Origin of the sequence: Thioclava sp. ES.031 (assembly GCF_002563775.1) — a bacterium.
Classification (GTDB): domain Bacteria; phylum Pseudomonadota; class Alphaproteobacteria; order Rhodobacterales; family Rhodobacteraceae; genus Thioclava.
The window spans coordinates 938,829-963,780 of sequence record NZ_PDJO01000001.1; the positions used below are offsets into that span (position 1 = coordinate 938,829).

Genomic DNA, 24,952 nt, shown 5'->3' on the forward strand with positions numbered 1-24,952 from the left:
AAGCGTCAGACCCGCGCCAGTTGCAGCACTTCGGCCAGCACGGAAACTGCTAGCAGCCGCGGCTCGCGTGCCTGTTCGATCAGGCCGACCGGACCGCGCAGCCGCGAAATCGCGGCCTCCGACAGCCCCTTGCGACGCAGCGCCACCGCGCGCTGGCGTGCCGTGCGGCGGCTGCCCTGCGCGCCGATGAAGAAGGCGTCGCTTTCCAGAAGCTGCGCGAGGATCGGGATTTCCCGATCATGATCGTGGAAGAACAACAGCGCCGCCATGCGCGGGTCGGGCGTGATGTCTCCAAGCGGATTGCTGCGCCGGAACTCATGGCTCGTCACGCCGGGCAGGATCACCGGCTCGGGCATGATGAGATCGGCCTGATAGCCTGCGCCCGCGGCGAGCTGCGCAAAGGTCTCGGCCTCGACCCCGGTGCCGAAGATCACGAAACGCGGCTCGGGCACGAGGTGCAGGCTCAGATCGGTTTCGGGTTGGGGCTCGAGCGTCAGGGTGCCCTGCGTGCCCGACAGGTGCAGCGACAGCGGCATCCGAGCGTCAATCGCTTCGGCCATGCGCTCTTGATCGGCCACGGGCGGGGCAGGGATCACCGTGATGTCGAGCGCCCCACCACAGGGCAGCACGAGGTCGATGAAGGGCGAGCCCTCGCCGTAGCGCAGATGCCGCGCGCAGCCGTCCTGCGCGACCTTGTTCAGGTGGTGTTCGATATCGGCATCGATACAGCCCGCCGAGAGATGGCCGCGAATGTTGCCCCGATCGTCAAGGCTCATCGCAGCACCGAGGGGACGATAGCCCGCCCCCTCGATCCTAGTGAGAATGGCCAGCGCGGCGAGCCGTCCCGGCGCGGGCAACGGCATTTCCGCCATGCCCAACCGGGTCTCGACACGCGCACGCTGGCGAAGCGGACTACCGTCCATTGGCAAACCTCTTGAGAACTTTGTCGGGCGTGGCCGGATAGTCGTATAGCCGCACGCCCGTCGCATTGTGGATCGCATTGATCACCGCGGCCCCTGCGCCCGAGATGCCCAGCTCGCCCACGCCTTTGGATTGGATCGGGTTGGCTTCGTCATCGCGCTCGGGCAGGAAAACCACCTCCATCTCGCGCGGAATATCCGCGTGGGCCGGGACGTGGTAATTCGCCAGATCGCGGGTGACGATATGGCCGGTGCGCGGATCGTGGCCAAGCTCTTCGTGCAGGGCCGAGCCGACGCCCCAGACCATGCCGCCGACGGCCTGACTGCGCGCGGTCTTCTCGTTGAGCACGCGGCCGATGCCGAGCACGCCGAGCATCCGGCGCACCCGCACCTCGCCCGAGACCTCGTTGACCGCGACTTCGGCGAAATGTGCGCCGAAGCCAGCCGAGAAGTGGCTCTTCGCGGTTTGGCCGCGTTCGATTTTGCACTCGGCGCTGATCGGATCGCTCAGCAGATCGACCAGTTTCGCGGTCTTGCCGCCGCCCGAGACCTCGCCATTGCCCAGGCTCAACTCTTCGAGCTTGCAGCCGAGCTTGTCGGCAAGCTCCTGACGGATCTTGCGCGCAGCGAGGAAGACCGAAGACCCCGATGACGACGCCCCGAAAGAGCCGCCCGACCCGGAGGCCCCCGGCAGGTCGCTATCTGCCAGATGGACCGAAACCTTGTCGATCGGCAGGCCCAGCATCTCGCCCGCGATCTGGCCGAGGATGGCGTAGCTGCCGGTGCCGATATCGGTCATGTCGGTCTCGACCAGCGCACCGTCCGCGCTGAGCGTCACGCGCGCCGCCGATGGCACGAGGAAGTTCGACCGCCCCGCAGCCGCGACGCCCATGCCGATCAGCCATTCGCCTTCGCGACGCGTTCCGGTCTCGGGGCGCTGATCCCAGCCGAAGCGTTTCGCACCTTCGCGCAGGCTGTCTTCCAGCGCGCGGGCCGAGTAGGCCTGACCGGTGTCGGGGTGCTTTTCGGGGATATTGCGCAGGCGCAGTTCCACCGGGCAGAGGCCCAGCTTCTCGGCCAGCTCATCCATCGCGGTTTCCAGCGCGAAAGTGCCGACCGCCTCGCCCGGCGCGCGGACCGAGCCCGAGGGCGTGCGGTGGTTGCGCGAGATATGCTGGCGCATCACCCGGTTGGGCGCACCATACATGAAGCGGGTCGCGGCGTTGACCGGCTCGGCGAAGCCTTCGCCTTCGAGATTGGACACACGATCCTCGTGGCCGATCCCGGTCAGCTTGCCGTCCTTGTCGGCGGCGAGGCGCAGGCGCTGCCACGTTTCGGTGCGGCGCAGCATGGCATCGAAGACGGTCTGACGGCTCAGCACGACGCGCACCGGACGGTCGAGTTCGCGCGCGGCGATCGCGGCCCCGACATGCTCGGCGGAAATGCCCAGCTTGGAGCCGAACCCGCCGCCCACATAGGGCGCGAGGATATGGACCTTGTCGGATTCCACGCCCACCGCATCGGCCAGCTCTTCCTTGTTGAATCGGATCATTTGCAGCGAGCCATGTAGAACGAGGCGACCGTCCTTCCACTCGGCGATACCCGCATGCGGCTCCATCGCAGCAGCGACATGACCTGCGGTGGTATATTCGAGATCAACCGATTGCGCGGCCTTCTCCATCGCGGCGTCGAGGTCGCCCTGAATGGTTTCCCGCTTCTCGTTCAGCTCGAGCTCCACCCCCGCCGGATCGACCGGCGCGCCGGGGTTCTGCTCGTAGCTGATCTTGATCCGGGCGGCGGCGTCGCGCGCGGTCTCGAAGCTGTCGGCCACGACGAGCCCGATCGGCTGGCCGTGATAATCGACGTGGTCGCCGGGCTGCACGGGCGCGGCGCCCGCCATGCCCTGCGCCGGGTTGCGCACGAATTCCGGGCCGCGGAACAGGCCCAGATAGCCGGGCAGCTTCTTCGCCTCCGTCTCATCAAAGCCGGTGACCTTGCCGCGCGTGATCGTGGCGCGCAGCATCACGCCATGGACCATGCCTTCGGGCGCGAATTCGGCCGCATAGGTCGCGGTGCCGGTCACTTTCAACTTGCCCTCGGGGCGATCGAGCGGCGCGCCCACCAGACCCTGTTTGGTTTCGTCGAGCAGCCGCGGCTGCGCTTCATTCATCGTGAACGTGTCGCTCATGCCAGCGCCTCCACCTTGTCCGTTCCGGTCGAGGCCGGGGCCATGCCCGTCGCCTCGCGCATCACCGCGATCAGCGCGCGGCGGGTCATTTCGCGTTTGAAGTCGTTGCCCTGATCGGTGACCGCTTCGGCCAGAAGCGTATCGGCGGCTTTGCCGAACAGCGCCTCCGACGGGGTCTCGCCCTTGAGCATCGCATTGACCTGCGCATCCGCCCAGGGGCGCGGCCCGATGCCGCCGAAGGCCAGCGAGGCCTGCTTGATCGTGTCGCCCTCCATCTCGACCACGGCGGCGACCGAGACCAGCGCGAAGGCATAGGACGCCCGGTCGCGGATCTTGCGATAGCTTTGCGTGGCGTTTGCCTGCGGGGCAGGGAGGATCACGGCGGTGATGATCTCGCCCGGCTTCAGGCAGGTCTCGATCTCGGGCGTCTCGCCGGGCAGCTGATAGAGCTCGTCCATCGCCACGGTGCGGGTTGCTCCATCGGTGCCGCGGATTTCCACCTGCGCATCGAGCGCGCGCATCGCCACCGCCATATCGGAGGGGTGCGCGGCACTGCAGGCGGCCGAGGTGCCCAGGATCGCGAGCATGCGGCTGATACCGCCCTTGGCGGCGCAGCCCGCGCCGGGGTCGCGCTTGTTGCAGGCCATTGCCGGGTCGTAGAAATAGGGGCAGCGCGTGCGTTGCAGCAGGTTGCCGCCCGTGGTCGCCTTGTTGCGGATCTGGCCCGAGGCACCGGCCAGCAGGGCGCGCGACAGCACCGGATAGGCGCGGCGCACCTGTGGATCGGCGGCGAGATCGGCATTGCGCACCAGCGTCCCGATCTTCAGCCCGCCCTCATGCGCCTCGATCCTGTCCAGCCCGTCGATAGTGTTGATGTCGATGACCGTCTCGGGGGTCATCACCTGCAGCTTCATCAGGTCCAGCAGGTTGGTACCGCCCGCGATGAACTGCGCGGTCTCGCCCGCCTTGGAGGCCGCGTCATCGAGCCCGCTTGCGCGAAGATAGTCGAAAGGTCTCATCACTTCTCCTCCGCTTCGGCCGCGCGCGAGATGGCCTCGCGGATGAAGGGGTAGGCCGAGCAGCGGCAGAGGTTGCCGCTCATCCGCTCGGCAATCTCGGCGTCGCTCAACTCGGCCTTGCCGGTGAGACTGTCGCTGACATGGCTAGGCGCGCCTTCGGCGGCCTCGGCCAGCATCCCCGTCGCCGACATGATCTGCCCCGGCGTGCAATAGCCGCATTGATAGCCGTCGCAGGAGACGAATTCCTGTTGCAGCGGGTTGAGGTTGTCGGGCGTGCCGAGCCCTTCGATGGTGGTGATCTCGCAGCCTTCATGCATCACCGCGAGGCTCAGGCAGGAATTCACCCGCCGCCCGTCGACGAGCACCGTGCAGGCGCCGCATTGGCCATGATCGCAGCCCTTTTTCGAGCCGGTGAGTTGGAGATGGTCGCGCAGCGCGTCGAGCAGCGTCACGCGCGGATCGAGGTCGAGCGCGCGGGCCTCGCCATTGACGTGAAATGAAACCTTCATGGTGTCCCCCTTATCCGGAATTCAGGTTTGGCGCAGCCGTCTGGGGAGGCGGGCGTTCAAACCAGCTTAATGGGGAACACCGCGCGGGCGGAAGAGTTCCTGTGAGAAAACCCTCACGTTGCGGTGAGGGCGTAGCGGACGCGGTGCGCGTCAGGGGGCGGGGGCGTGGGTCGTGCCACGCCGCCCGCGATGTGTTTTCGCGCCGCGATCAGTTCTCCGGCAGCGCGTAGACGGCCACCATATCGCCCACGGTGGGCTTCAGGATCGAGTTGCCGCCCGAGATGAAGGCCACGTATTCGCGTCCCTTATACTCGTAGATCGCCGGGTTCGCGACGACCGGAGCTTCGAGCTGCGAGGACCACAACTCCTTGCCGGTCTGGATGTCATAGGCGCGCGCCTTGGCATCCATCGTCGCGCCGATGAAGATCAGCCCCGACTTGGTCACCGCCGGACCGCCGATCGTGGGCGAGCCCATGCTCTCCGGCATGAAGAACCCGTATTTCTGCGAGCTGCCCAGAGGCTTGCGCCATTTCACGTCGCCGGTATGCATGTCGATCGCGACCAGCTCGCCAAACGGCGGTTTCCAGCACGGCATCCCGAGCGAGTTCAGCGCGTTGCCGAGGCTCATGCCGTAGGGTGCGCCTTTCTGTGGGTAGAAGCCGTTCTCGTTGCCCGAGCCACCGGCGTTCTGCTCGTAGTCCTGACGCTCCCAGAGCTTGATGTATTGCACGATGTGGCTCGTGTTCACGACCGCGATCTGCGCGTCGGGATCGAAGGCCACGCCGCCCCATTGCACGCCGCCCGCACTGTCGGGATAGGCCAGCGTGCCTTCGCCCTTGGTGGTGGGCGGGGTGTACATCCCCTCATAGGTGAGGTTGTCGAACAGCTTCGAGCAGGCCCCGCCCGAGACGAGATCGGCGATGCCCCAAACTTCCGGCTTCTTCGACTGGTCGAGAAGCGGCGCGGGTTTGGTCGGGAAGGGCTGGGTCTTGGCATAGACCTCGCCTTTCACCGTGCCGTCGCCTTGCGGCACCGGACGTTCCTCGATCGGCCAGACATCCTCGCCGGTCTCGCGGTTCACGACGAACAGGAAGCCCATCTTCGTGCCCTGCATCAGCGCCGGGATTTCCTTGCCGTCGACCGTGATGTCCATCAGCGTCGGCGCCGAGTTGATGTCATAGTCCCAGATGTCGTGATGCACCCATTGGCGCGACCAGACGACCTTGCCCGTGTCGAGATCGAGCGCGGTGGTCGAGGTGGCATAAGGGATCTGCTCGGTCCGGTTGCCGCCCCAGTAGTTCGGCGAGGGCGAGGCCACCGGCAGATAGACCATGTTCAGGCCCGGATCGACGGACATCGCGGTCCAGACGTTCGCGGTGCCGGTCTTGCGGCGGATGTTCTCGGGCAGGGTCTCGAAGGACCATTGCAGCTCCCCGGTCTGTGCATCGACCGAGAAAACCGCACCCGGAGGGGCTTCGGCCGACTCCCAGTCCTGCCCGGCCCAGCCGAGGATCAGGTGATTGCCCGCAACCGTCGGCGGCTGCAGCACGGAAAGCGGGAAGCTGTCATTGACCGTGTTCCACTTGTCCACGTTCAGCACGCCATCATCGCCGAAATCGGGGCAGGGCTTGCCGGTATCGGCGTCGAGCGCGAAGAGCTGCGCATCCATCGTGCCGATATAGACGATCTTCTGGCAGACCTTGCCCGCGACCGGGTTCTCGGCCTGCCAATAGGCGACGCCGCGGTTCTTCAGCGCGGGCTGGGTCAGCGCCTCGAGCTTGGATTTCGTGTCGAAGGCCCATTTCTGCTCGCCCGTGGCCGGGTCGAGCGCCAGCACCCGGTAGAAGGGCGTGCCGATATAGAGCGTGTCATTGGCGAAGATCGGCGTGGCCGACCAGACGGTCGCGGGCTTGTCGCCCGAGCCATCCGAGACGTCGCCGGTATGGACCTGCCAGACCTTCTCCAGATCGCCCACATTGTCGGGATTGATCTGGGTCAGGGGCGAATATTTCTGCGCGGAAAGCTGGCCGTGGAAGCTGTTCCAGACGGGTTGCTCGGGCACCAGCGGGGTGCCGTTGCGCTCACGCGGACCGCTGGCGAGCATCGGTTGGGCGACGCTATCTGCGACCGGCTTGGGCTGATCGGCATTGGCGTCGGGGCCGGGCGGTGCGTTCTCGTTGGCCGCGGGATTGTCGGCCTGCTGATCGGTGCTAGTGTCGGACGTCGTGCCTGTGTCCGTGGTCGCCGAAGTGCCGGTATCGGTCGAGCTGCTGTCGGTAGAGGTCGCGGTGCCGCTGTCGGTTGCGGTGCTGTCGGTCGCGGTCGTGTCCTGCGCGTAGCCGGCGGCAGCAAAGAAGGCGAGGGCGAAGGCGAGCGAGACGGTCTTGCGGTTCATGCGTAGGCTCCTTTCGAACGCGCGCCCCGGCTCGAGGCGATGTCGTAGATGAGGCCGATCAGCACGACGCCCATCGCCGCGATCAGCCACCATTCATGCAGGAAATAGGCGGCCGCTGCGGTGCCCAGCAGACCGAGCGCGACGAGGACGCGCAGGATCGTGCGGATCGCTCCCGGTTCGGTCAGCTGGATCACGATCCCTGCGAGGGCGATCAACACGGAGGAGGCGATCACCAGCCCCGCGCCGAATGTGCCGGTCACGCCGGTCAGGGGGGTGACGAAATTCCAGATCGCGATGGCGGCGCCGACCAGCGCCCCCAGAACAATCAGGATGCTGCGTGGCCGTGATGCTGAGCGGGAATGTGCCAAAGGAGCTCTCCTTGGTAAGTGCTTTCCCGCTCAACGCGCTCTGTGTCTTTCGAGGTCCATGAAAAAGTGAACCGATTTGAGGCCGCTGCGTAGTGGCGCACCGATTGTGGCCCCGGTCGCAGACATGAAAAGGCGCGCCAAGGCAGGGTTGGCCAAGCCAACACCCGCCCGGGCGCGCCGATCGGTTCGCTGCGTGTTTAGCGCTGGCGGTAGCCGCCCTGACGCTCCAGCATCCAGCCCGGATATTCGGCGGGCAGGGCGCTGACCTTGTCGAGGGTTTCCAGCTCTTCCGCATCGAGGGTGATCCCGGTCGCGGCGATATTGTCGGTCAGCTGGTCCTTGCGCTTCGCCCCGACGATGACGCTGGTGACGACCTTCTGATGCAGAAGCCATGCCAGCGCGATCTGCGCCACGCTCGCGTCGCGCTTCTCGGCCATCGGGCGCATCGCGTCGATCACGTCATGGGCGCGGTCCTTCTCGACCGGCGGGAAGTCGAAATTGGCGCGCCGCCCGTCGGAGCCCTTGCCGTCGCGGTCGTATTTGCCGGACAGCAGACCGCCTGCCAGCGGGCTCCAGACCATGAGGCCCATGTCGGTGTCGCGCAGCATCGGCACCACTTCGCGCTCCAGATCGCGCCCGGCGATCGTGTAATAGGCCTGCAGCGAGAGGATCGGGGCGAGCTTGCGCGCCTCAGCGATGCCGATTGCCTTCATCACCTGCCACGCGGCCCAGTTCGACAGGCCGATATAGCGGACATGGCCGTGCTGCACGAGCGTGGTCAGCGCTTCCAGCGTCTCCGAGATCGGCGTCATCGGGTCGAAGCCGTGGATCTGGTAGAGGTCGATATGGTCGAGCTGCAGCCGCTCGAGGCTCTGCTTGCACTGCTCCATGATGTGGTAACGCGAGGCGCCGCGCTGGTTGATGCCCTCGCCCATCGGGCCGAGCACCTTGGTCGCGATCACCACCTCGTCGCGCGCGATGCCGAGATTGCGCAGGCTCTGGCCGAGGATGCGCTCGCTTTCGCCGCCCGCATAGACATTGGCGGTGTCGATGAAGTTGATGCCCGCATCCACGGCGGTTTTCACAAGGCCGTCGGCATCGTCCTGACGCAGCTGGCCGATCTGGCCCCACATGCCCTCCGAGCCGCCGAAGGTCATCGTGCCGAGGCAAAGTTCCGAGACGAGGAGGCCGCTGGGGCCGAGAGGTCTGTAACGCATGGATCGCTCCTTTCGCATCTGTCGGGGGCCAGGTTCGGACGGCCCCTCTGGTCTGGGTAGATGGGGCGCGCGGCGCGCGTGGCGAGTGTCGCATGACACTTGCGGTGCACGATCGTGTCATCGTGCGAGACAGGGATGGGAGCGGCGCAGGGATGCGCCGCCCGCTCAGTCTTCGGTGCGCTCGATCTTCATCGGCGTGAACCACGGTGTGAGGATCACCACGCTCGCGATGACCATTGCGTAGCCGATCGCCGACATCATCGCACTGCGATAGGCCTCGTGGTCGCCCGGCTCCGCGCCGCCCAGCATGCCGAAAAAGATCCCGCCCATGATCGCGATGCCGAAGGAGATGCCGACCTGCCGGATCGCCTGCACCGCGCCCGAGGCCGAGCCGCTGTCGTTGCTATCCGCCGCCGAGAGCGAGACCTGAAACAGCGGCGAGACGGTGTTGCCCAGGCCGAAGCCGCCAAAGAAGAACCACGGCGCCATGCGCCACCAGCTGATCGCGTCGCCCATCGTCCAGATCGCCCAGAGCTGCCCCGCGAAGCCCGTCGCGATGAGAATGCCGCCGCCCATCACGCGCCAGCGGACCCAGCGCGAGCCGAACCAGCCCGTCGTGGCCGAAGCCAGCAGCACGCCCAGCGGGAAGGGCGTCGTCGTCAGCCCCGATTGCAGGGGCGTGAGCCCGTAACCCGCCTGAAGATAGAGCGCCATGGTGAAGAAATAGCTCGGCACCGCGGTGAACAGCGCCGCGTTCAGAAGGCTGCCCGACAGGAACGAGCCCGAGCGCAGCAGCCGCATCGGCAGAAGCTGGGGGGCGTTGCGTTCTTCCTGATGCCGTTGCCAGCGAATGAAGACCCAGCCGAGGATCGGCGCCGCGATCACCATCGGATACATCCAGACCTGCCAGCCGATCGACGGGGCTTCCACGAGCGGGAACAGAAGCGCCAGCGTCGCCACGGCTGCGATCGCGATGCCCACCTTGTCGATGCCCAGCTTGCGGTTGCCCTGACCCTTGGGGACCAGCATCAGCGCCGCGATGAAGGCCGCGATGCCCAGCGGAATGTTCACGAGGAAGATCGGACGCCAGCCCAGCCCGTAGATATCGGCGGTCAGCAGCAGCCCGCCCACGATCGGCCCCGCGACCGAGGCCAGCCCGGCGGTCAGCGCGAAAAGGCCGAAGGCCGCGCCGCGTTGCTCCGGCGGGAACAGGCGCGGCACCAGCGCCAGCGTCTGCGGCGTCATGATCGCGGCGCCCACGCCCTGCACGATGCGCGCGGTGACCAGCGTCCCGATCCCCGGCGCGATGCCGCAGACCAGCGAGGCGGCGGTGAACAGCGCGATGCCCGACACGAACAGCTTGCGCCGCCCCAGCAGGTCGCCCATCCGTCCCGCCGGCAGCAGCAGGATCGCGAAGGAGAAGGTGTAGCCCGCGACGATCCACTCGATCAGGTTCGGCGGGGCCGCCAGCTCGTTCTTCATCGAGGGCAGGGCGACATTGACGATCGTGATGTCGATCAGGTTCATGAAATTCGCCAGCAGCAGCACGGCTGCAGCCGCCCAGCGGCGTGCGGGCGAAAGTGGGGTCTTCTGGTCGGTCTCGGCCATTCGGGGTCCGTTCTGTCGGAGCTGTAACGCCAAGGGTAGCTAGCAGGGGGGAGAGGCTGGTCAATAGCTCGCCCGAAGGCGAGCCCGCGCGGAACAGCCTGCAGATGTGTCAAAATACATAGAAAGAAAGGCGCGCAAGCGGATGTGTCGCGGGCGGAGAGATTCGGTCGCGGAGGGCCGGGAGAGAGCCTTGGCTCACGCGACGGAGCTTGGCGTTCGTTGCAAATTTCAAGGGTGCTGCGCAAGTTTCAGAAAGATTTTGCCGAGGTCCGAGAAATGCGCTCTCACATGGGTGTGAGCACCGTCACGTCAGACTTGCGCCGCGCCCCGATCCTGCCCTTGATGCCCCATCAACGAAAAATCGGGGCCCCGCGCTCACCTCTGCGTTGCGCGCGATCGGACCCCGGAAAACTGGAGGTATCCCTTGAAGTCGATTGCCGCGATTTCCGCTTTTGCCCTGATGCTGGGCAGCGCCGCACCCGTTCTCGCTCAGTCGAGCAAAGTGCCCGAAGGCACCAAGCTCGCCGCTGACCAGACCTTCACCTACTGGATGCAGGACGATCTCAAGACGCTCGATCCCGATCTGAGCACCTCGAAGGACGGCAACGACGTTCTTCAGCAGATGTTCGAAGGTCTCTACCAGCAGGACGATCACGGTAATCTCGTGCCCGCGCTCGCCACGAGCTACGAGGTGTCCGACGACAAGAAGACCTACACCTTCCACCTGCGTAACGAGAAGTGGTCGAACGGCGATCCCGTCACCGCGCAGGACTTCGTCTATGCATGGCGTCGTCTCGCCGATCCGGCGACCGCCTCGCAATACTCGTGGTATATCGAGCTGATGCAGGTGAAGAACGCCCATGACGTGATCGCGGGCGACAAGAAGCCGAGCGAGCTGGGCGTGAAGGCGCTTGACGACCACACGCTGCAGGTGACGCTCGACAGCGCGATCCCCTATTTCCGCCAGATGCTGGTGCTGTCCTCGACCTTCCCGGTGCCGCAGAAGGTCGTCGAGGAATACGGGTCCGACTGGACCAAGCCCGAGAACATGGTCGTCAACGGTCCCTACAAGCTGAAAAGCTGGAAAATCGGCAACTCGATCGAGCTGACGAAGAACGACGCCTATTACGATGCCGCGAACGTCACGCTGACCGATCTGAAGTTCATCCCGATGCAGGATAACGACCAGGCGCTGACGCGCTACGAGGCGGGCGAACTGGACTTCGTGCAGACCCCGGCCGGTCAATATCCGCGCCTGAAGAAGGAATACCCGGATGCGGCCCACGCTCCGCCGCGTTCCTGTGTCTATGCCTACCGCTTCAACGTCGGCCCGAACGGCCCCGAGGCGCTCAAGGACGTGAAGGTCCGCAAGGCGCTGTCCTATGCGATCAACCGCGACATCATCGTCGACAAGATCCTCAAGGGCGGCCAGAAACCGGCCTACACCTGGACCCACTGGGCGACCGCGAACTTCAAGTCGCCGGACGTCGCTTACGCCGACATGACCCAGCAGGAGCGGATGGACAAAGCCAAGGAGCTTCTGAAGGAAGCCGGCTACGGTCCTGATCACCCGCTGAACCTGCGGATCATGTACAACACCTCGGCCGACCACAAGAAAATCGCGATCGCGGTGCAGCAGTTCTGGAAGCAGCTCGGCGTGAAGTCGACCCTCGAGAACTACGAGTGGAAGGTCTATCTCGACAAGCTCAACGGTCAGCATGACTTCGACGTGGCGCGCACCGCATGGTGTGCCGACTACAACGAGGCCTCGACCTATCTCGACGTGAACACCTCGTGGTCGGATCAGAACTCGGGTCAGTGGAAGAATGCTGATTACGACAAGCTGATGAAGGACTCGAAGACGGCGGCCGATCCGCAGGAGGACTACACCAAGGCGGAGAAGATCCTCGCCGAGGACATGCCGCTGGCGCCGATCTACGCCTACTCGCTGCCGATGCTGCTGAACCCGCAGATCAAGGGCTACCCGTTCGATAACGTCCAGCTGAACTGGTACGCGAAGAACATGTACAAGGTCGCGAAGTAAGCCGGCTGAAACGATAACGGGCGGGCCGCGCAATCGGCCCGCCCGACCTATTTCGGGACATTCTTATGATCGTCTACATTCTCAAGCGTCTCGCCATCGCGATTCCGACGCTTCTGGTGCTCATCATCGCGAGCTTCTTGCTGATGCATACGGCGCCCGGCGGGCCGTTCACCTCCGAACGTGCCGTGCCGCCCGAGGTGCTCGCCAATCTCAACGCGAAATACGGGCTCGACCAGCCGCTATGGAAGCAGATCGCGACCTATCTGTGGAACGTGGTCGCCCATTTCGATTTCGGGCCTTCGTTCTCGTATAAGGACCGCTCGGTGAACGACATCATCGCGCAGGGCTTCCCGGTCACGCTGACCTATGGCTTCCTCAGCTTCATCGCCGCCGTTCTGGTCGGCGTCACCCTTGGCGTGACCGCCGCGATCAAGCGCAACTCGTGGCTCGACTATCTCGCCGTGGGCATCTCCATCGGCGCGCAGGTGCTGCCGAACTTCGTGATGGCGCCGATCCTCGTGCTGGTCTTCACGCTGTCCCTGCACTGGCTGCCCGGCGGCGGCTGGAGCTTCGACGATCCGCGCTTCTGGATCATGCCGGTGATCGCGCTCTCGACCTCCTACATGGCCTCGATCGCGCGGATCACGCGCTCGTCGATGCTGGAGACGCTGAGCTCGAACCACATCCGCACGGCCCGCGCCAAGGGCCTGCCGAAGCGCAAGATCATCATGCGCCACGCGCTCAAACCCGCGCTGCTGCCGGTGATCTCCTATCTCGGTCCGGCGTTTGTCTCGATGATCACCGGCTCGGTGATCGTGGACGTGTATTTCACCACCGGTGGGATCGGCAAAAGCTTCGTGGATAGCGCGCTCAACCGCGACTACGCGGTGATGATGGGGATCACGATCCTGCTGGGCACGCTGACCATCCTGTTCAACCTTGTCGTCGATATCGTCTACGGATGGATCGACCCGAAAATCCGGTACTGACATGGTCATAGATGAATCCAAAATGACCTCGCTCGCCGAGGCAACGAGCCGCGAAGACGTGGCGGGCCGCTCGCTCTGGGCGGATGCGCGCCGGCGGTTCTTCAACAACAAGGCGGCGATCTTCGGGCTGGGGCTGCTGGCCTTCGTCGTGGCCTTTGCGCTGTTCGGCAACCTGCTGGCAGCGTGGAACAATTCCGACATCGATTACAACGTGATGGGCGATGCGACGGCCTCCGCGCCGTCCTTCGCCAACGGCCACTATTTCGGCGCCGACGATCTGGGCCGCGACCTGTTCGCGCGCACCGTGCAGGGCACGCAGATCTCGCTGCTGGTGGGCGTGATCGGCACGCTGATCGCGGTCTCCGTGGGCACGGTCTACGGTGCAATCTCGGGCTATTTCGGAGGCCGCGTCGACGGCTTCATGATGCGCCTCGTCGATATCCTTCTGGCGATCCCCTACATGTTCGTGCTGATCCTGCTGCTGGTCATGTATGGCCGCTCGATCGGGATGCTGTTCGTGGGCGTCGGGTTGATATCCTGGCTGGAGATGGCGCGGATCGTGCGGGGGCAGACACTGACCCTGAAGAACCGCGACTATGTCGAGGCCGCGCGCGCCATCGGTGTGCCTGCGCCGACGATCATCCGCCGTCACATCCTGCCCAACCTCGTGGGCGTGGTGGTGGTCTTCGCGACGCTTCTGGTGCCGCTGATGATCCTGACGGAGAGCTTCATCTCCTTCCTCGGGCTCGGCGTGCAAGAACCGCAGACCTCGCTGGGGGCGCTGATCTCGGAAGGGGCGGGGACGATGAGCTACGGCACGCTGTGGCAGCTGGCCTTCCCGCTGTTCTTCTTCGTCACCACCCTGTTCGGTTTCTATTTCGTAGGGGACGGGCTGCGTGATGCGCTCGACCCGAAGGAGCGCTGATATGCCATTGTTGGAAGTCAACGACCTCAACGTCCGGTTCGCAACGCAGGAGGGCGAGGTCCACGCCGTCAACGGCGTCAGCTTCGCATTGGAACGCGGCGAGGCGCTCGGCATCGTCGGCGAGTCCGGTTCGGGCAAATCGCAGCTCAGCTTTTCGATCCTCGGGCTGCTGGCCGCGAATGGGAAAGCCTCGGGCTCGGTGAAATTCGAGGGGCGGGAGATTTTGAACCTGCCCGAACCCGAGCTGAACAAGCTGCGCGCCGACCGGATCTCGATGGTCTTTCAGGACCCGATGACCGCGCTCAACCCCTATATGCGGATCTCGGACCAGATGGCCGAAGTGCTGATGCTGCATAAGGGGCTGAGCAAGCGCGCCGCCGTGGCCGAAGCTGCGCAAATGCTCGAACTGGTGAAGATCCCGGACGCGAAGAACCGCGTGCGCCTCTTCCCGCATGAATTCTCGGGCGGGATGCGCCAGCGCGTGATGATCGCGATGGCGCTTCTGTGCAAACCCGACGTGCTGATCGCGGACGAGCCGACGACCGCGCTCGACGTGACCGTGCAGGCGCAGATCATGGACCTGCTGGGCGAGCTGCGCCGCGAGCTGGGCATGGCCACGGTGCTGATTACCCACGACCTTGGCGTGGTCGCGGGCTTCTGCGAGCGCGCGATCGTCATGTATGGCGGTCAGGTGATGGAGCAGTCGCCCGTCGATCCCTTGTTCGCAAACCCGACCCATCCCTACACCAAGGGCTTGCTGGCCGCGCTGCCGCGTCTGGATGCGGATCGCGCGATGACCCCGATCCGGGGCAACCCGCCGAACATGACCGGCGCGCCGAAGGGCTGCCCGTTCTGTCCGCGCTGCGATTTCGTCGAAGCGGCCTGCGCCGACGTGATGCCGCCGCTGGCGGAGTTTGCGCCGGGCCGCGCCCGCGCCTGTCACCGTTCCATTGAAACGATCGAGGAGGCCGCCGCATGACGACCCCGCTGATCGAGGCCCGCGACGTTCGGGTCACCTTCGACATCCGCCGCGCCTCGGACCTGCCTTGGACCGAGCCGCCGAAACTGCGCGCGGTCAATGGCGTGAGTTTCAAGCTGGAGCAGGGCAAGACGCTCGGCATCGTGGGCGAGTCCGGCTGTGGCAAGTCCACGCTGGCCCGCGCACTGATCCAGATGCTGCCCGCCGAGGGCGAGATCATCTGGCAGGGCAAGACCGATCTGCTGCCGCTCTCGCCGCGCCAGATGCTGAAATACCGCTCCGACATCCAGATGATCTTTCAGGATCCGCTGGCCTCGCTCGACCCGCGCATGACGGTGGGCGAGATCATCGCCGAGCCGCTGCGCACCCATCGCCCGAAGATGGGCCGCAAGGAGCGCAAGGCGAAGGTCCGCGAGGTGATGGAGAAGGTGGGCCTGTTGCCGAACCAGATCAACCGCTACCCGCACGAGTTCTCGGGCGGTCAGTGTCAGCGTATCGGCATCGCCCGCGCGCTGGTGGTGGAGCCGAAGCTCCTGATCTGCGACGAGCCGGTCTCCGCGCTCGATGTCTCGATCCAGGCGCAGGTGATCGCGCTTCTCGAAGACCTGCGCCGCGATCTGGGGCTGACGATCATCTTCATCGCCCATGACCTCAGCGTCGTGCGCCATGTCTGCGACGAGGTGATGGTGCTCTATCTGGGCCAGATGATGGAGGCGGGCGCGACCGAGAAGCTCTTCGCCGAACCGCAGCACCCCTATACGCAGGCGCTGCTCTCGGCGGTGCCGATCCCCGATCCGGAGATCGAGCGCAACAAGGTGCTGATCGCGCTGGAAGGCGATCTGCCGAGCCCGCTCAACCCGCCATCGGGCTGCCCGCTGCGCACTCGCTGCCCGCGCGCAAGCGAGATCTGCGCCACGACCCCGCCCACCGAAGAGGTCGCCGGACGGCAGGTCTTCTGCCACCATCCCGGCCCTGCCGCGGAAGTGCAGGCGGTGCTCTCGGAGAGCTGAATTCTTGTGCGGCGGGCGGGGGTTCCTCGCCCGCTCACACCAATTTGTGCGAGCTTACGTCGGGATATTTATCCGGACGGTCAAAGCACTGTTACGATCCTCGGATAGAGCGCTCCGGCAAGGAGCCAATTGTCTCGGAGGATCCCCCTTATGTCGCTTATTTCGCGTCGCCATTTCCTGATTACCACCACCGCTGCGGGCGGGCTCGTGATGGTCCATCCCTTCACTGCGCGCGCCGCCGAAGGGCAGGCCCACCTGCGCCTTCTGTGCACCACCGATGTTCACTGCCACATCCGGCCCTATGACTATTACGCCGACAAGCCCGTCGACACTGTCGGCCTGTCGCGCACCGCGACGCTCATCCAGGGGGTGCGCGCGGAGGCCGCCAACACGATGATGTTCGACAATGGCGACTACATGCAGGGCAACCCGATGGCCGATTACATCGCCTATTCCAAGGGGATGAAAGAGGGCGACACCCACCCGGTCATCGCGGGGATGAACCTGCTGGGCTACGATTGCGGCACGCTGGGCAATCACGAATTCAACTACGGGATGGATTTCCTCAAGAAGGTGAACGACCGCGCGAATTTCCCGATGGTCTGCGCGAACTTCGCCCATAAGCTCGGGGCGTCTCCGCGTGAGGATGATCTCTACCTGCCGCCCTACCTGATCCTCGATCGCGACCTGACCGACGGGGCGGGGAACAAGATGCCGATCCGCATCGGCGTGATCGGCTTCGTGCCGCCGCAGATCATGCAATGGGACCGCGCGCATCTCGAAGGCAACTACCAGACCCGCGACATCGTGGAGGCCGCGAAAGCCTGGGTGCCGCAGATCAAGGAAGAGGGCGCCGATCTCATCGTGGCGCTCGCCCATACGGGCATCGACAACGGCCCGCACAGCGACGGGATGGAGAACGCGGCCTTCTACCTCGCGGGCGTGGACGGTATCGACGCGGTGATCACCGGGCACCAGCACCTGAACTTCCCCGGCAAGGATTTCTCCGGCCCCGGCATCGACAACGACAAGGGCACGCTGCAGGGCAAACCGGCGGTGCAGGCGGGCTTCTGGGGCAACCATATGGGCCTGATCGACCTGATGCTGAGCCGCGACGGCGGCAAGTGGAAGATCGACACCCATACCTCGGAAATTCGTCCGATCTTCGCGCGTGGCGAGGACCGCTCGATCACGCCGCTGACCACCGATTACAAGCCGATCCTCGCCGCCACCGATCAGGTGCACGAAGAGACGCTGAAATATGTCCGCGCGAAGGTCGGCGAGACCGAGGCGCCGCTTTACTCCTACTTCGCGCTGGTGGCTGACGATCCGTCGGTGCAGATCGTCTCGAATGCGCAGCTTTGGTATGTGAAGAAGCTGCTGGAGGGCACGCCCGAAGGCAAGCTGCCGCTCCTCTCGGCGGCGGCGCCGTTCAAGGCGGGCGGGCGCGGCGGCCCGGATTACTTCACCGACGTTCCGAAAGGCCCGGTGGCAATCAAGAACGTCTCCGACCTCTACCTCTATCCGAACACCTTGCAGGCGGTGAAAGTGACCGGCGCGCAGGTGAAGGACTGGCTGGAGCGCTCCGCGGGCATGTTCAACCAGATCGAGCCGGGCGCGAAGGATGCCACGCTGCTGAACCCCGATTTCCCGTCCTACAATTTCGACGTGATCGACGGGGTGACCTATCAGATCGACATCACCCAGCCCGCCAAGTTCGACAAGGACGGCGCGGTGGTGAACGCCGATACGAACCGCATCGTCGATCTGAAATATGACGGCAAGCCGATCGACCCGAAGGCCGAGTTCGTGATCGCCACGAACAACTACCGCGCGTCGGGTGGCGGCAGCTTCCCCGGCGCGGATGGCTCGACGGTGATCTACCGCGCGCCCGACACCAACCGCGACGTGATCGTGCGCTATATCCACGACAAGGGCACGATCAACCCGAAGGCGGATGCCAACTGGTCCTTCGCGCCGGCGGATGGTGCGACCGTGCTGTTCGAGACCGGGCCCAAGGCGCAGGACTATCTCGAAGACGTCAAATCGCGCGGTCTGGATGTCGAACCGGCGGGCGATGGCGAGGGGGGCTTCGCGCTCTATCGCATCACGCTGTGAACTGCTTCGGACAGGGATCGAGAGGGGCGCCACCGGCGCCCCTTTTTTCATGCGCTGCGGTCGCGAGGCCGTCTGCGGCCTGCATCTCGCGAATACGTGAACTCCGTGAAGGGCGCGACCTGACAATGGGATTGCGGCGTGGAGATCTCGGGCGGCTGCGTCGAACGAAAATTTTGCCATTTAAAACAATAAGTAAGACAATCCGCCGTTCCCGCGGCTTCACGGCTCGCAGCATTCGTTTTTTGCGTTTCCGGCCGCGCGCGAGTGGCGACAGAACAGCGCGGGCCTATCGTAGAAACGGAACAACGCCGGGAAAACCGGGCTGCGGACAGGAGTTTCAGTATGTGTATTGGTCGGATGACGCGGCGCGCCGCGCTTGGGATGCTGCTTGCGGGCGGGGTCGCCGCGCAGGCGCTGGCGCAGGGAATGCCGGGCGGCGCACAAGGCGCGACCGAGGTCGGCGTGATGCAGGTCGAGACGCAATCCGTACCCTATACCGTCACCCTGCCGGGCCGCGCCGTGGCCTATGAGCAGACCGATATCCGCCCGCGTGTCGCGGGCACCATCGCCTCTATCGACTACGAGGCGGGCCACAAGGTCGCGACGGGCGATGCGCTGTTTCACATCGACGATGACACCTATCAGGCGGAGCTGACCGCAGCCGAGGCCGAGAAGGCGAGCGCCGACGCCAATGTGCAGGCCGCGCAATCGCAGGTGGACCGCTACACCAAGCTGGAGAAGACCTCGATCTCCGTGAGCGATCTGGAGACGGCGAGGGTCGCGCTTGCACAGGCGAAAGCTTCCGCGCTGAGTGCCGAGGCCGATCTGCAGACCGCGCAGCTCAATCTCGACCGCACGGTGATCCGCTCGCCCATCGACGGCTACCCGGATGTGGCGAACGTCTCGGTGGGCTCGCTGGTCACGGCGAACCAGTCCGACGCGCTGACCACGGTGACGCGGCTCGATCCGATCTATGTCGATGTCTCGGAAAGCGCCGCGCGGATCATGCGGGTGCGCCAGCGCATCGATCAGGGCACGCTTCAACGCGGCGATCAGCTGAAGGTCTCGCTGTTGCTCGAGACCGGCGCGGAATATGACGGCACTGGCACGCTTGTCAGCCCCGGTGCGACGGTGTCCGCGACCACCGGCACGGTTGATTTCCGGTTCAAGTTCGACAATCCCAACCGGCTGATCCTGCCGGGCCAGTTCCTGCGCGCGAAGATCACCTTGGGCACGACGCAGGCGATCCTCGTGCCGCAGCGCGCGACGACTCGGGAAGGGGACGGGTCGCTCTCGGCCTTCATCGCTGCGGATGGCACGGCGAAGAAGGTGACGCTGACGACGGCGGGCACCTATCAGAACGCATGGATCGTGACCGACGGCATCGAGAGCGGCGATCAGGTGATCCTCGACGGGCTGAAGAACCTGCGCGACGGGGCCGAGATCAAGACGGTGCCGGTGACGATCAACGCGCAGGGCGTGGTGAAGGATGCCACGGATAGCTCCGCCGACACGGCGAAGGCGGAGTGAACCCGACATGATCCGTTTCTTTATCCATCGCCCCGTCTTCGCGATCGTGCTTGCGCTGGTGACGATGCTCGCCGGTGGCTACGCGATCACCCGGCTGCCCGTTTCGCAATACCCGGAAGTCGCGCCGACCACGATCCGCATCTCGGCCAGCTATTCCGGGGCGACCGCGCAGGCGGTCGAGAACTCGGTGACGACCCCGATCGAGGACTCGCTGACCGGGCTCGACGGGTTGCTCTACATGGAGAGTACCTCCAATCAGGGCTCGTCGCGGCTGACGCTGACCTTCGACGGTTCGGTCGATCCGATCGACGCCGAGAACGAGGTGCAGACCAAGATCCGCAAGGTCGAGAATTCGCTGCCCGATGCGGTGCAGACCTCCGGGGTGAGCGTGTCGCGCTCCTCCTCGGATATCCTGATGGTCGGCGCGCTGGTCTCGACCGATGGGAAATATTCGACCGTCGAGCTGGGCAACATTCTGGACACCGAAGTGAAAGGCGCGATCGAGCGCACCACGGGCGTGGGCGGGATCAACGTCTTTGGCTCGGGCTACGCGATGCGGGTCTGGCTCGATCCTTATAAGCTCGAACAATATCAGCTGACGCCGACCGACGTGACCTCGGCGGTGCAGGCGCAGAACACGACCGTCTCGGTCGGCTCTCTCGGTGATCTGCCCACCACCGAGGGCCAGCAATTCACCGCGACCATCACCGCGCAGAGCCAGCTGACTTCGGTCGAGCAGTTCGAGAAGATCCTGCTGAAGACCGAGGCGGACGGCTCGGCGGTCTATCTGGGCGACGTGGCGCGGATCGAGATCGGGCAGGAGGATTACGGCAGCAACTCCAGGTTCAACGGGATGAATGCGGCGGGGTTCGGCGTGAACCTCGCGAACGGCGCGAATGCGGTGGATACCGCGTCTTCGGTGCGCGCGACGCTGGACCGGATGTCGTCGTCGCTGCCCGAAGGCGTCAAGTTCCAGATCGCCTACGACACCTCGCCCTTCGTGCAGCTTTCCATCGAGAAGGTCTATCACACGCTGGCCGAGGCAATCGTGCTGGTGCTGCTGGTGATCCTCGTCTTCTTGCAGAAATGGCGCGCGACGCTGATCCCGATCGTCGCGGTTCCCGTGGTGCTGCTGGGCACATTCGCGGTGCTGCTGGTCGCGGGCTATTCGATCAACACGCTGACCATGTTCGCGATGGTGCTGGCGATCGGTCTGCTGGTCGATGACGCGATCGTCGTGGTGGAGAATGTCGAGCGTGTGATGGAGGAGGAGGGGCTCAGCCCCCTCAAAGCCACCGAGAAGAGCATGTCGCAGATCACCGGCGCGCTGATCGGGGTGGCGCTGGTGCTGTCGGCGGTGTTCCTGCCGATGGCCTTCTTCCCGGGCTCGACGGGGGTGATCTACCGACAGTTCTCGGTGACGATCATCACGGCGATGGTGCTGTCCGCCGTGGTTGCGCTGATCCTGACGCCTGCGCTGGCGGCAAAGCTGCTGCGGCCTTCGACGGGTCGCGCGATTGCGCCTGCGCGCGCCTTCAACACGGGCTTCGCGAAGATGCAGGGCGGCTACGCCAGCGCGGTGGCCCGTATCGTGCGTAAACCTTTCCTGATGGCGCTGGTTCTCGTGCTGGTCTTGGCGGGCGCGTGGGGCGTGATGACCCGGCTGCCCTCGTCCTTCCTGCCGCAGGAAGATCAGGGCGTGCTGATGGCGATGGTGAACCTGTCCGAGGGGTCGACCACGGCGCAGACCTCGGATGTGGTCGACCAGATCACGCAATACTTGCTGACGCAGGAGAAATCCGACGTAGCCTCGGTCTTCGCGACGCTCGGGTTTTCCTTTGGCGGCGGTGGGCAGAACACCGCGATGGTCTTCGCCAAGCTGAAGGATTTCGACGACCGCACCGGCGCGGATCAGACCGCTGCCGCCATCTCGGGCCGGGCCAATGCGCATTTCGCGGGGCTGCGCGCGGGGCAGGTCTTCTTCCTGCAACCGCCCGCGATCCGCGGTATCGGCAACTCCTCGGGTTTCCAGATGTATCTGGTGGATCAGGGGAATAATGGCACGACGGCGCTTAAGGAGGCGGGCGAGCAGCTCGTGGCCGAAGCGAAATCCGACAGCCGTCTGACCAATGTCCGCGTCAGCGGCGACGAGAACAAGGCGGCACTGCAGCTCGATATCGACCAGCAGAAGGCCGAAAGCTTCGGACTGACGCTGAGCAATCTCAATTCGATGCTCTCGGTGATCTTCAGCGGCAGATCGGTGAACGACTTCGACCTCAACGGCAATCTGCGCCCGGTGATCGTGCAGGCGGACGCGCCCTACCGGATGCAGCCGGAGGATATCGACACTTGGTATGCGCGCAACGCGTCGGGCGAGATGGTGCCGTTCTCCTCCTTCGCGACGACGAAATGGGTCTCGGTCGCGCCGAAATTGTCGCGCTATGACGCGGCCAATGCGATCGAGATCTCGGGTCAGGCCTCGGACAGCGCAAGCTCCGGCGCGGCGATGGACGCGATGGAGCAGCTGGTCTCCGATCTGCCCGGCGGCTACGCGGTCGCCTGGACGGGGCTGAGCTATCAGGAACGCCAGTCGGGCGATCAGGCGCCCTATCTCTATGCGCTCTCGGTGCTGGTGGTCTTCCTCTGCCTTGCCGCGCTGTACGAGAGTTGGTCGATCCCGCTCTCGGTGATGCTCGCCGTGCCGGTGGGCGTTCTGGGGGCGCTGGTCTCGGCCTGGGTCTTCGGGCAGTCGAATGACGTCTACTTCAAGGTGGGCATCCTCACGACGATCGGTCTGGCGGCGAAGAACGCGATCCTGATCGTGGAATTCGCCAAGAACCTGGAGGCCGAGGGCAAGGAGCTGATCCCCGCGACCATCGAGGCGGCCCGGCTGCGCCTGCGCCCGATCCTGATGACCTCGCTCGCCTTCATGCTGGGCGTGGTGCCGCTGGCGATCGCGACCGGGGCAGGGGCGTCGGCGCAGAACGCGATCGGCATCGGCGTGCTGGGCGGCATGGCGGCGGCGACCTTCATCGGCGTCTTCATGGTGCCCGCCTTCTACGTCCTGATCCGCAAGCTCACGCCGGGGCGCTGAGGCCAAGACCTGCCCCCAAAGCCAAGGCGGCGGCGCTGCGCGCGGGGCCGCCTTGGCGATCAATCACTTCCGCTTGAAACGGCGAAAGCGGGGAACAAAGCGCTGAAGGCGCAAGTTTCCCTGCCAAGGAACGCCGGTAAGCGCCGGAAAAAACCGATAAAGGAGTGAAGTTATGCTGAGCATGATCGGGGGCCTCGTCGTCCTCATCCTCGATATCTGGGCCATCGTGTCGATCCTTGGCTCGGGCGAATCCACCGGCAAGAAAGTGCTGTGGATCCTGTTGATCGTCATCCTGCCGATTATCGGCTTCATCATCTGGCTGCTCGTCGGGCCGAAAGGCGCCAAGGCGACAGTCTGAGTCACGCAGAGCCGGGAGCGACGATATGAACAGCATCATCCGCAACATCGTCCCCCTCGGCTCGCTCTTGATGTCTGTGCTGGCGCTCGCGCTGGCCGTCTGGATCAGCCCTTGGTGGCTGATCCTTTTGCTTGTGACGGTGCCGCTTCTGGCGCTTGGCCTCTACGACTATTTCCAGAAGGATTGGACGATCACGCGCAACTATCCGGGAGCGGCGCGCATCCGCTGGCTCGCCTATGATCTGCGGCCCTTCCTGCGGGCCTATATCGTCGAGGGCGATCTGGAGGGCAAACCCTACCCCTACGAGGCACGCAACCTCGTCCATGCCCGCGCGCGCGGCGAGACCGACACCCACCCTTTCGGCACCGAGCGCGACGTGGCGGGCGCCGAATACCAATGGGTGAACCACTCGATCGCACCCGCCGAACATCCCGACAAAAGCCCCCGCATCACGGTCGGCAACGACCAATGCGCGAAGCCCTATTCGGCCTCGGTGCTCAATATCTCGGCCATGTCCTTTGGTGCGCTGTCGGCCAATGCGGTCGAGGCGCTGAACCTTGGGGCGAAGCTTGGCGGGTTCTACCACGACACGGGCGAAGGAGGCTTCTCGCCCTATCACCAGAGCCACGGTGGCGACATCGTCTGGGAACTGGGCTCGGGCTATTTCGGGGCGCGCGACGATGCGGGGAATTTCGACCCGGAGCTGTTTGCCGAGCAGGCCAGCCGCGATCAGGTCAAGATGACCGAGATCAAGCTGAGCCAAGGCGCGAAACCCGGCCATGGCGGGTTGCTGCCTGCCGCGAAAGTCACCGAGGAGATTGCCGAGACCCGCAAGGTGCCCGCGCATCAGGACTGCCTGTCTCCGCGCGGCCACAAGGCGTTTTCGACGCCCGCGCAGATGATGGAATTCGCAGCAAGGATGCGTGAGCTGTCGGGTGGCAAACCGGTGGGCATCAAGCTGTGCATCGGCCAGCCGCATGAGGCCTTCGCGGTCGTGAAAGCGATGCAGAAGACCGGCATCTATCCCGATTTCGTCGTGGTGGACGGGGCCGAGGGCGGTACCGGGGCGGCGCCGCTGGAGCTGTCGGATCATGTGGGCATGCCGCTGATCGACGGGCTGGTGCTGATGCGCAACGCGCTGGTCGGCGCGGGCGTGAAGGACAAGGTGCGGCTGGCGGCGTCCGGCAAGGTCTATTCCGGCTATGGGCTGGCACAGAACCTCGCGATCGGGGCGGATTGGTGCAATGCCGCGCGGGCCTTCATGTTCTCGATCGGCTGCATTCAGGCGCAGCGGTGCCACTTGGGGACCTGCCCGACCGGGGTGACGACGCAGGACAAGAGCCGTCAGCGTGGCCTCGTGCCCGAGGTGCAGGGCCCCCGCGCGGCGCGCTTTCATGCCAAGACGCTGGAGGCGCTTGCCGACATCGTCGCCGCCGCCGGGCTGGAGCATCCGAGCGCGCTGCAGCCGCATCATATCGTGCACCGCACTGCCGTGCGCGAGGCCCGCACCATCGACAAGATCTATCCCTTCCTGCCCGCCAATATCCTCAACGACGATCCGGGCAGTACCGATTACGCGGACTGGTGGGAAGCGGCCGATGCCGACAGCTTCAAGCCGCGCATCGACCTCGATGCCAAGCGCACCAGCCTGCATCACAAAGCCGATTTGAAAGAGGCCTGA

18 protein-coding genes are annotated in these 24,952 nt (G+C 65.0%); 10 read left to right on the forward strand and 8 right to left on the reverse strand.

What is annotated here, in order from left to right; all coding sequences use genetic code 11:
- Positions 1-5 precede the first annotated feature (5 nt).
- The 8 genes from AXZ77_RS04595 to AXZ77_RS04630 form a co-directional block, all read right to left on the reverse strand.
- Positions 6-923 carry an XdhC family protein gene (locus tag AXZ77_RS04595; RefSeq protein ID WP_176535963.1) on the reverse strand — a complete coding sequence of 306 codons (918 nt, stop codon included), beginning with the start codon at positions 921-923 and terminating at the stop codon, positions 6-8.
- Positions 913-3,108: a xanthine dehydrogenase family protein molybdopterin-binding subunit gene (locus AXZ77_RS04600; RefSeq protein WP_098410230.1), complete on the reverse strand. Its 2,196-nt coding sequence runs from the start codon at positions 3,106-3,108 to the stop codon at positions 913-915. The genes AXZ77_RS04595 and AXZ77_RS04600 overlap by 11 nt, the downstream gene beginning before the upstream one ends.
- Positions 3,105-4,127 (reverse strand): xanthine dehydrogenase family protein subunit M, encoded by a 1,023-nt coding sequence (locus AXZ77_RS04605; protein ID WP_098410231.1) that lies wholly within the window; start codon positions 4,125-4,127, stop codon positions 3,105-3,107. The genes AXZ77_RS04600 and AXZ77_RS04605 overlap by 4 nt, the downstream gene beginning before the upstream one ends.
- The gene (locus AXZ77_RS04610) at positions 4,127-4,636 is read right to left on the reverse strand and encodes a 2Fe-2S iron-sulfur cluster-binding protein (RefSeq protein WP_098410232.1); all 510 of its coding nucleotides are present in this window, start codon (positions 4,634-4,636) and stop codon (positions 4,127-4,129) included. The genes AXZ77_RS04605 and AXZ77_RS04610 overlap by 1 nt, the downstream gene beginning before the upstream one ends.
- A 208-nt stretch (positions 4,637-4,844) precedes the next feature.
- The gene (locus AXZ77_RS04615; protein ID WP_098410233.1) at positions 4,845-7,031 is read right to left on the reverse strand and encodes a pyrroloquinoline quinone-dependent dehydrogenase; all 2,187 of its coding nucleotides are present in this window, start codon (positions 7,029-7,031) and stop codon (positions 4,845-4,847) included.
- Entirely contained in the window at positions 7,028-7,399 is a 372-nt protein-coding gene (locus AXZ77_RS04620) for a hypothetical protein (RefSeq protein WP_098410234.1), read from the reverse strand. The genes AXZ77_RS04615 and AXZ77_RS04620 overlap by 4 nt, the downstream gene beginning before the upstream one ends.
- A gap of 197 nt (positions 7,400-7,596) precedes the next feature.
- The gene (locus AXZ77_RS04625; protein ID WP_098410235.1) at positions 7,597-8,616 is read right to left on the reverse strand and encodes an aldo/keto reductase; all 1,020 of its coding nucleotides are present in this window, start codon (positions 8,614-8,616) and stop codon (positions 7,597-7,599) included.
- Positions 8,617-8,781: 165 nt separating this feature from the next.
- The gene (locus tag AXZ77_RS04630; RefSeq protein WP_098410236.1) at positions 8,782-10,224 is read right to left on the reverse strand and encodes an MFS transporter; all 1,443 of its coding nucleotides are present in this window, start codon (positions 10,222-10,224) and stop codon (positions 8,782-8,784) included.
- A 424-nt stretch (positions 10,225-10,648) separates the two neighbouring features.
- On the opposite strand from AXZ77_RS04630, the gene AXZ77_RS04635 reads away from it, so the two are divergent.
- The 10 genes from AXZ77_RS04635 to AXZ77_RS04680 all read left to right on the forward strand — a co-directional run bounded on the left by AXZ77_RS04635 (position 10,649) and on the right by AXZ77_RS04680 (position 24,952).
- Positions 10,649-12,268, forward strand: coding sequence for a peptide ABC transporter substrate-binding protein (locus AXZ77_RS04635; RefSeq protein WP_369679768.1), 1,620 nt, complete (start codon positions 10,649-10,651; stop codon positions 12,266-12,268).
- 65 nt (positions 12,269-12,333) lie between these two features.
- On the forward strand, positions 12,334-13,257 hold the full coding sequence (gene oppB, locus AXZ77_RS04640; protein ID WP_098410237.1) for an oligopeptide ABC transporter permease OppB: 924 nt from the start codon (positions 12,334-12,336) through the stop codon (positions 13,255-13,257).
- 22 nt (positions 13,258-13,279) lie between these two features.
- Complete coding sequence (locus AXZ77_RS04645; RefSeq protein WP_255266413.1) at positions 13,280-14,182, forward strand: ABC transporter permease; 903 nt, start codon at positions 13,280-13,282, stop codon at positions 14,180-14,182.
- Position 14,183: 1 nt separating this feature from the next.
- Positions 14,184-15,161, forward strand: a complete 978-nt coding sequence (locus AXZ77_RS04650) for an oligopeptide/dipeptide ABC transporter ATP-binding protein (RefSeq protein ID WP_098410239.1) — start codon at positions 14,184-14,186, stop codon at positions 15,159-15,161.
- Positions 15,158-16,171, forward strand: a complete 1,014-nt coding sequence (locus AXZ77_RS04655) for an ABC transporter ATP-binding protein (protein ID WP_098410240.1) — start codon at positions 15,158-15,160, stop codon at positions 16,169-16,171. Before AXZ77_RS04650 ends, AXZ77_RS04655 begins: the two co-directional genes overlap by 4 nt.
- 150 nt (positions 16,172-16,321) lie before the next feature.
- On the forward strand, positions 16,322-18,289 hold the full coding sequence (locus AXZ77_RS04660) for a bifunctional 2',3'-cyclic-nucleotide 2'-phosphodiesterase/3'-nucleotidase (RefSeq protein ID WP_098410241.1): 1,968 nt from the start codon (positions 16,322-16,324) through the stop codon (positions 18,287-18,289).
- 342 nt (positions 18,290-18,631) lie between these two features.
- Positions 18,632-19,819: an efflux RND transporter periplasmic adaptor subunit gene (locus AXZ77_RS04665; protein ID WP_098410242.1), complete on the forward strand. Its 1,188-nt coding sequence runs from the start codon at positions 18,632-18,634 to the stop codon at positions 19,817-19,819.
- 7 nt (positions 19,820-19,826) lie between these two features.
- Entirely contained in the window at positions 19,827-22,913 is a 3,087-nt protein-coding gene (locus AXZ77_RS04670; RefSeq protein ID WP_098410243.1) for an efflux RND transporter permease subunit, read from the forward strand.
- A gap of 172 nt (positions 22,914-23,085) precedes the next feature.
- Entirely contained in the window at positions 23,086-23,271 is a 186-nt protein-coding gene (locus AXZ77_RS04675; protein ID WP_078519794.1) for a PLDc N-terminal domain-containing protein, read from the forward strand.
- A 25-nt stretch (positions 23,272-23,296) separates the two neighbouring features.
- On the forward strand, positions 23,297-24,952 hold the full coding sequence (locus tag AXZ77_RS04680; protein ID WP_098410244.1) for an FMN-binding glutamate synthase family protein: 1,656 nt from the start codon (positions 23,297-23,299) through the stop codon (positions 24,950-24,952).

Bases quoted from the DNA above. Each gene is read 5' to 3' on its own strand.
- AXZ77_RS04595 (WP_176535963.1), bottom strand. From the start codon at position 923: ATGGACGGTAGTCCGCTTCGCCAGCGTGCGCGTGTCGAGACCCGGTTG.
- AXZ77_RS04600 (WP_098410230.1), bottom strand. From the start codon at position 3,108: ATGAGCGACACGTTCACGATGAATGAAGCGCAGCCGCGGCTGCTCGAC.
- AXZ77_RS04605 (WP_098410231.1), bottom strand. From the start codon at position 4,127: ATGAGACCTTTCGACTATCTTCGCGCAAGCGGGCTCGATGACGCGGCC.
- AXZ77_RS04610 (WP_098410232.1), bottom strand. From the start codon at position 4,636: ATGAAGGTTTCATTTCACGTCAATGGCGAGGCCCGCGCGCTCGACCTC.
- AXZ77_RS04615 (WP_098410233.1), bottom strand. From the start codon at position 7,031: ATGAACCGCAAGACCGTCTCGCTCGCCTTCGCCCTCGCCTTCTTTGCT.
- AXZ77_RS04625 (WP_098410235.1), bottom strand. From the start codon at position 8,616: ATGCGTTACAGACCTCTCGGCCCCAGCGGCCTCCTCGTCTCGGAACTT.
- AXZ77_RS04630 (WP_098410236.1), bottom strand. From the start codon at position 10,224: ATGGCCGAGACCGACCAGAAGACCCCACTTTCGCCCGCACGCCGCTGG.
- oppB (WP_098410237.1), top strand. From the start codon at position 12,334: ATGATCGTCTACATTCTCAAGCGTCTCGCCATCGCGATTCCGACGCTT.
- AXZ77_RS04645 (WP_255266413.1), top strand. From the start codon at position 13,280: ATGACCTCGCTCGCCGAGGCAACGAGCCGCGAAGACGTGGCGGGCCGC.
- AXZ77_RS04650 (WP_098410239.1), top strand. From the start codon at position 14,184: ATGCCATTGTTGGAAGTCAACGACCTCAACGTCCGGTTCGCAACGCAG.
- AXZ77_RS04655 (WP_098410240.1), top strand. From the start codon at position 15,158: ATGACGACCCCGCTGATCGAGGCCCGCGACGTTCGGGTCACCTTCGAC.
- AXZ77_RS04660 (WP_098410241.1), top strand. From the start codon at position 16,322: ATGTCGCTTATTTCGCGTCGCCATTTCCTGATTACCACCACCGCTGCG.
- AXZ77_RS04665 (WP_098410242.1), top strand. From the start codon at position 18,632: ATGTGTATTGGTCGGATGACGCGGCGCGCCGCGCTTGGGATGCTGCTT.
- AXZ77_RS04670 (WP_098410243.1), top strand. From the start codon at position 19,827: ATGATCCGTTTCTTTATCCATCGCCCCGTCTTCGCGATCGTGCTTGCG.
- AXZ77_RS04675 (WP_078519794.1), top strand. From the start codon at position 23,086: ATGCTGAGCATGATCGGGGGCCTCGTCGTCCTCATCCTCGATATCTGG.
- AXZ77_RS04680 (WP_098410244.1), top strand. From the start codon at position 23,297: ATGAACAGCATCATCCGCAACATCGTCCCCCTCGGCTCGCTCTTGATG.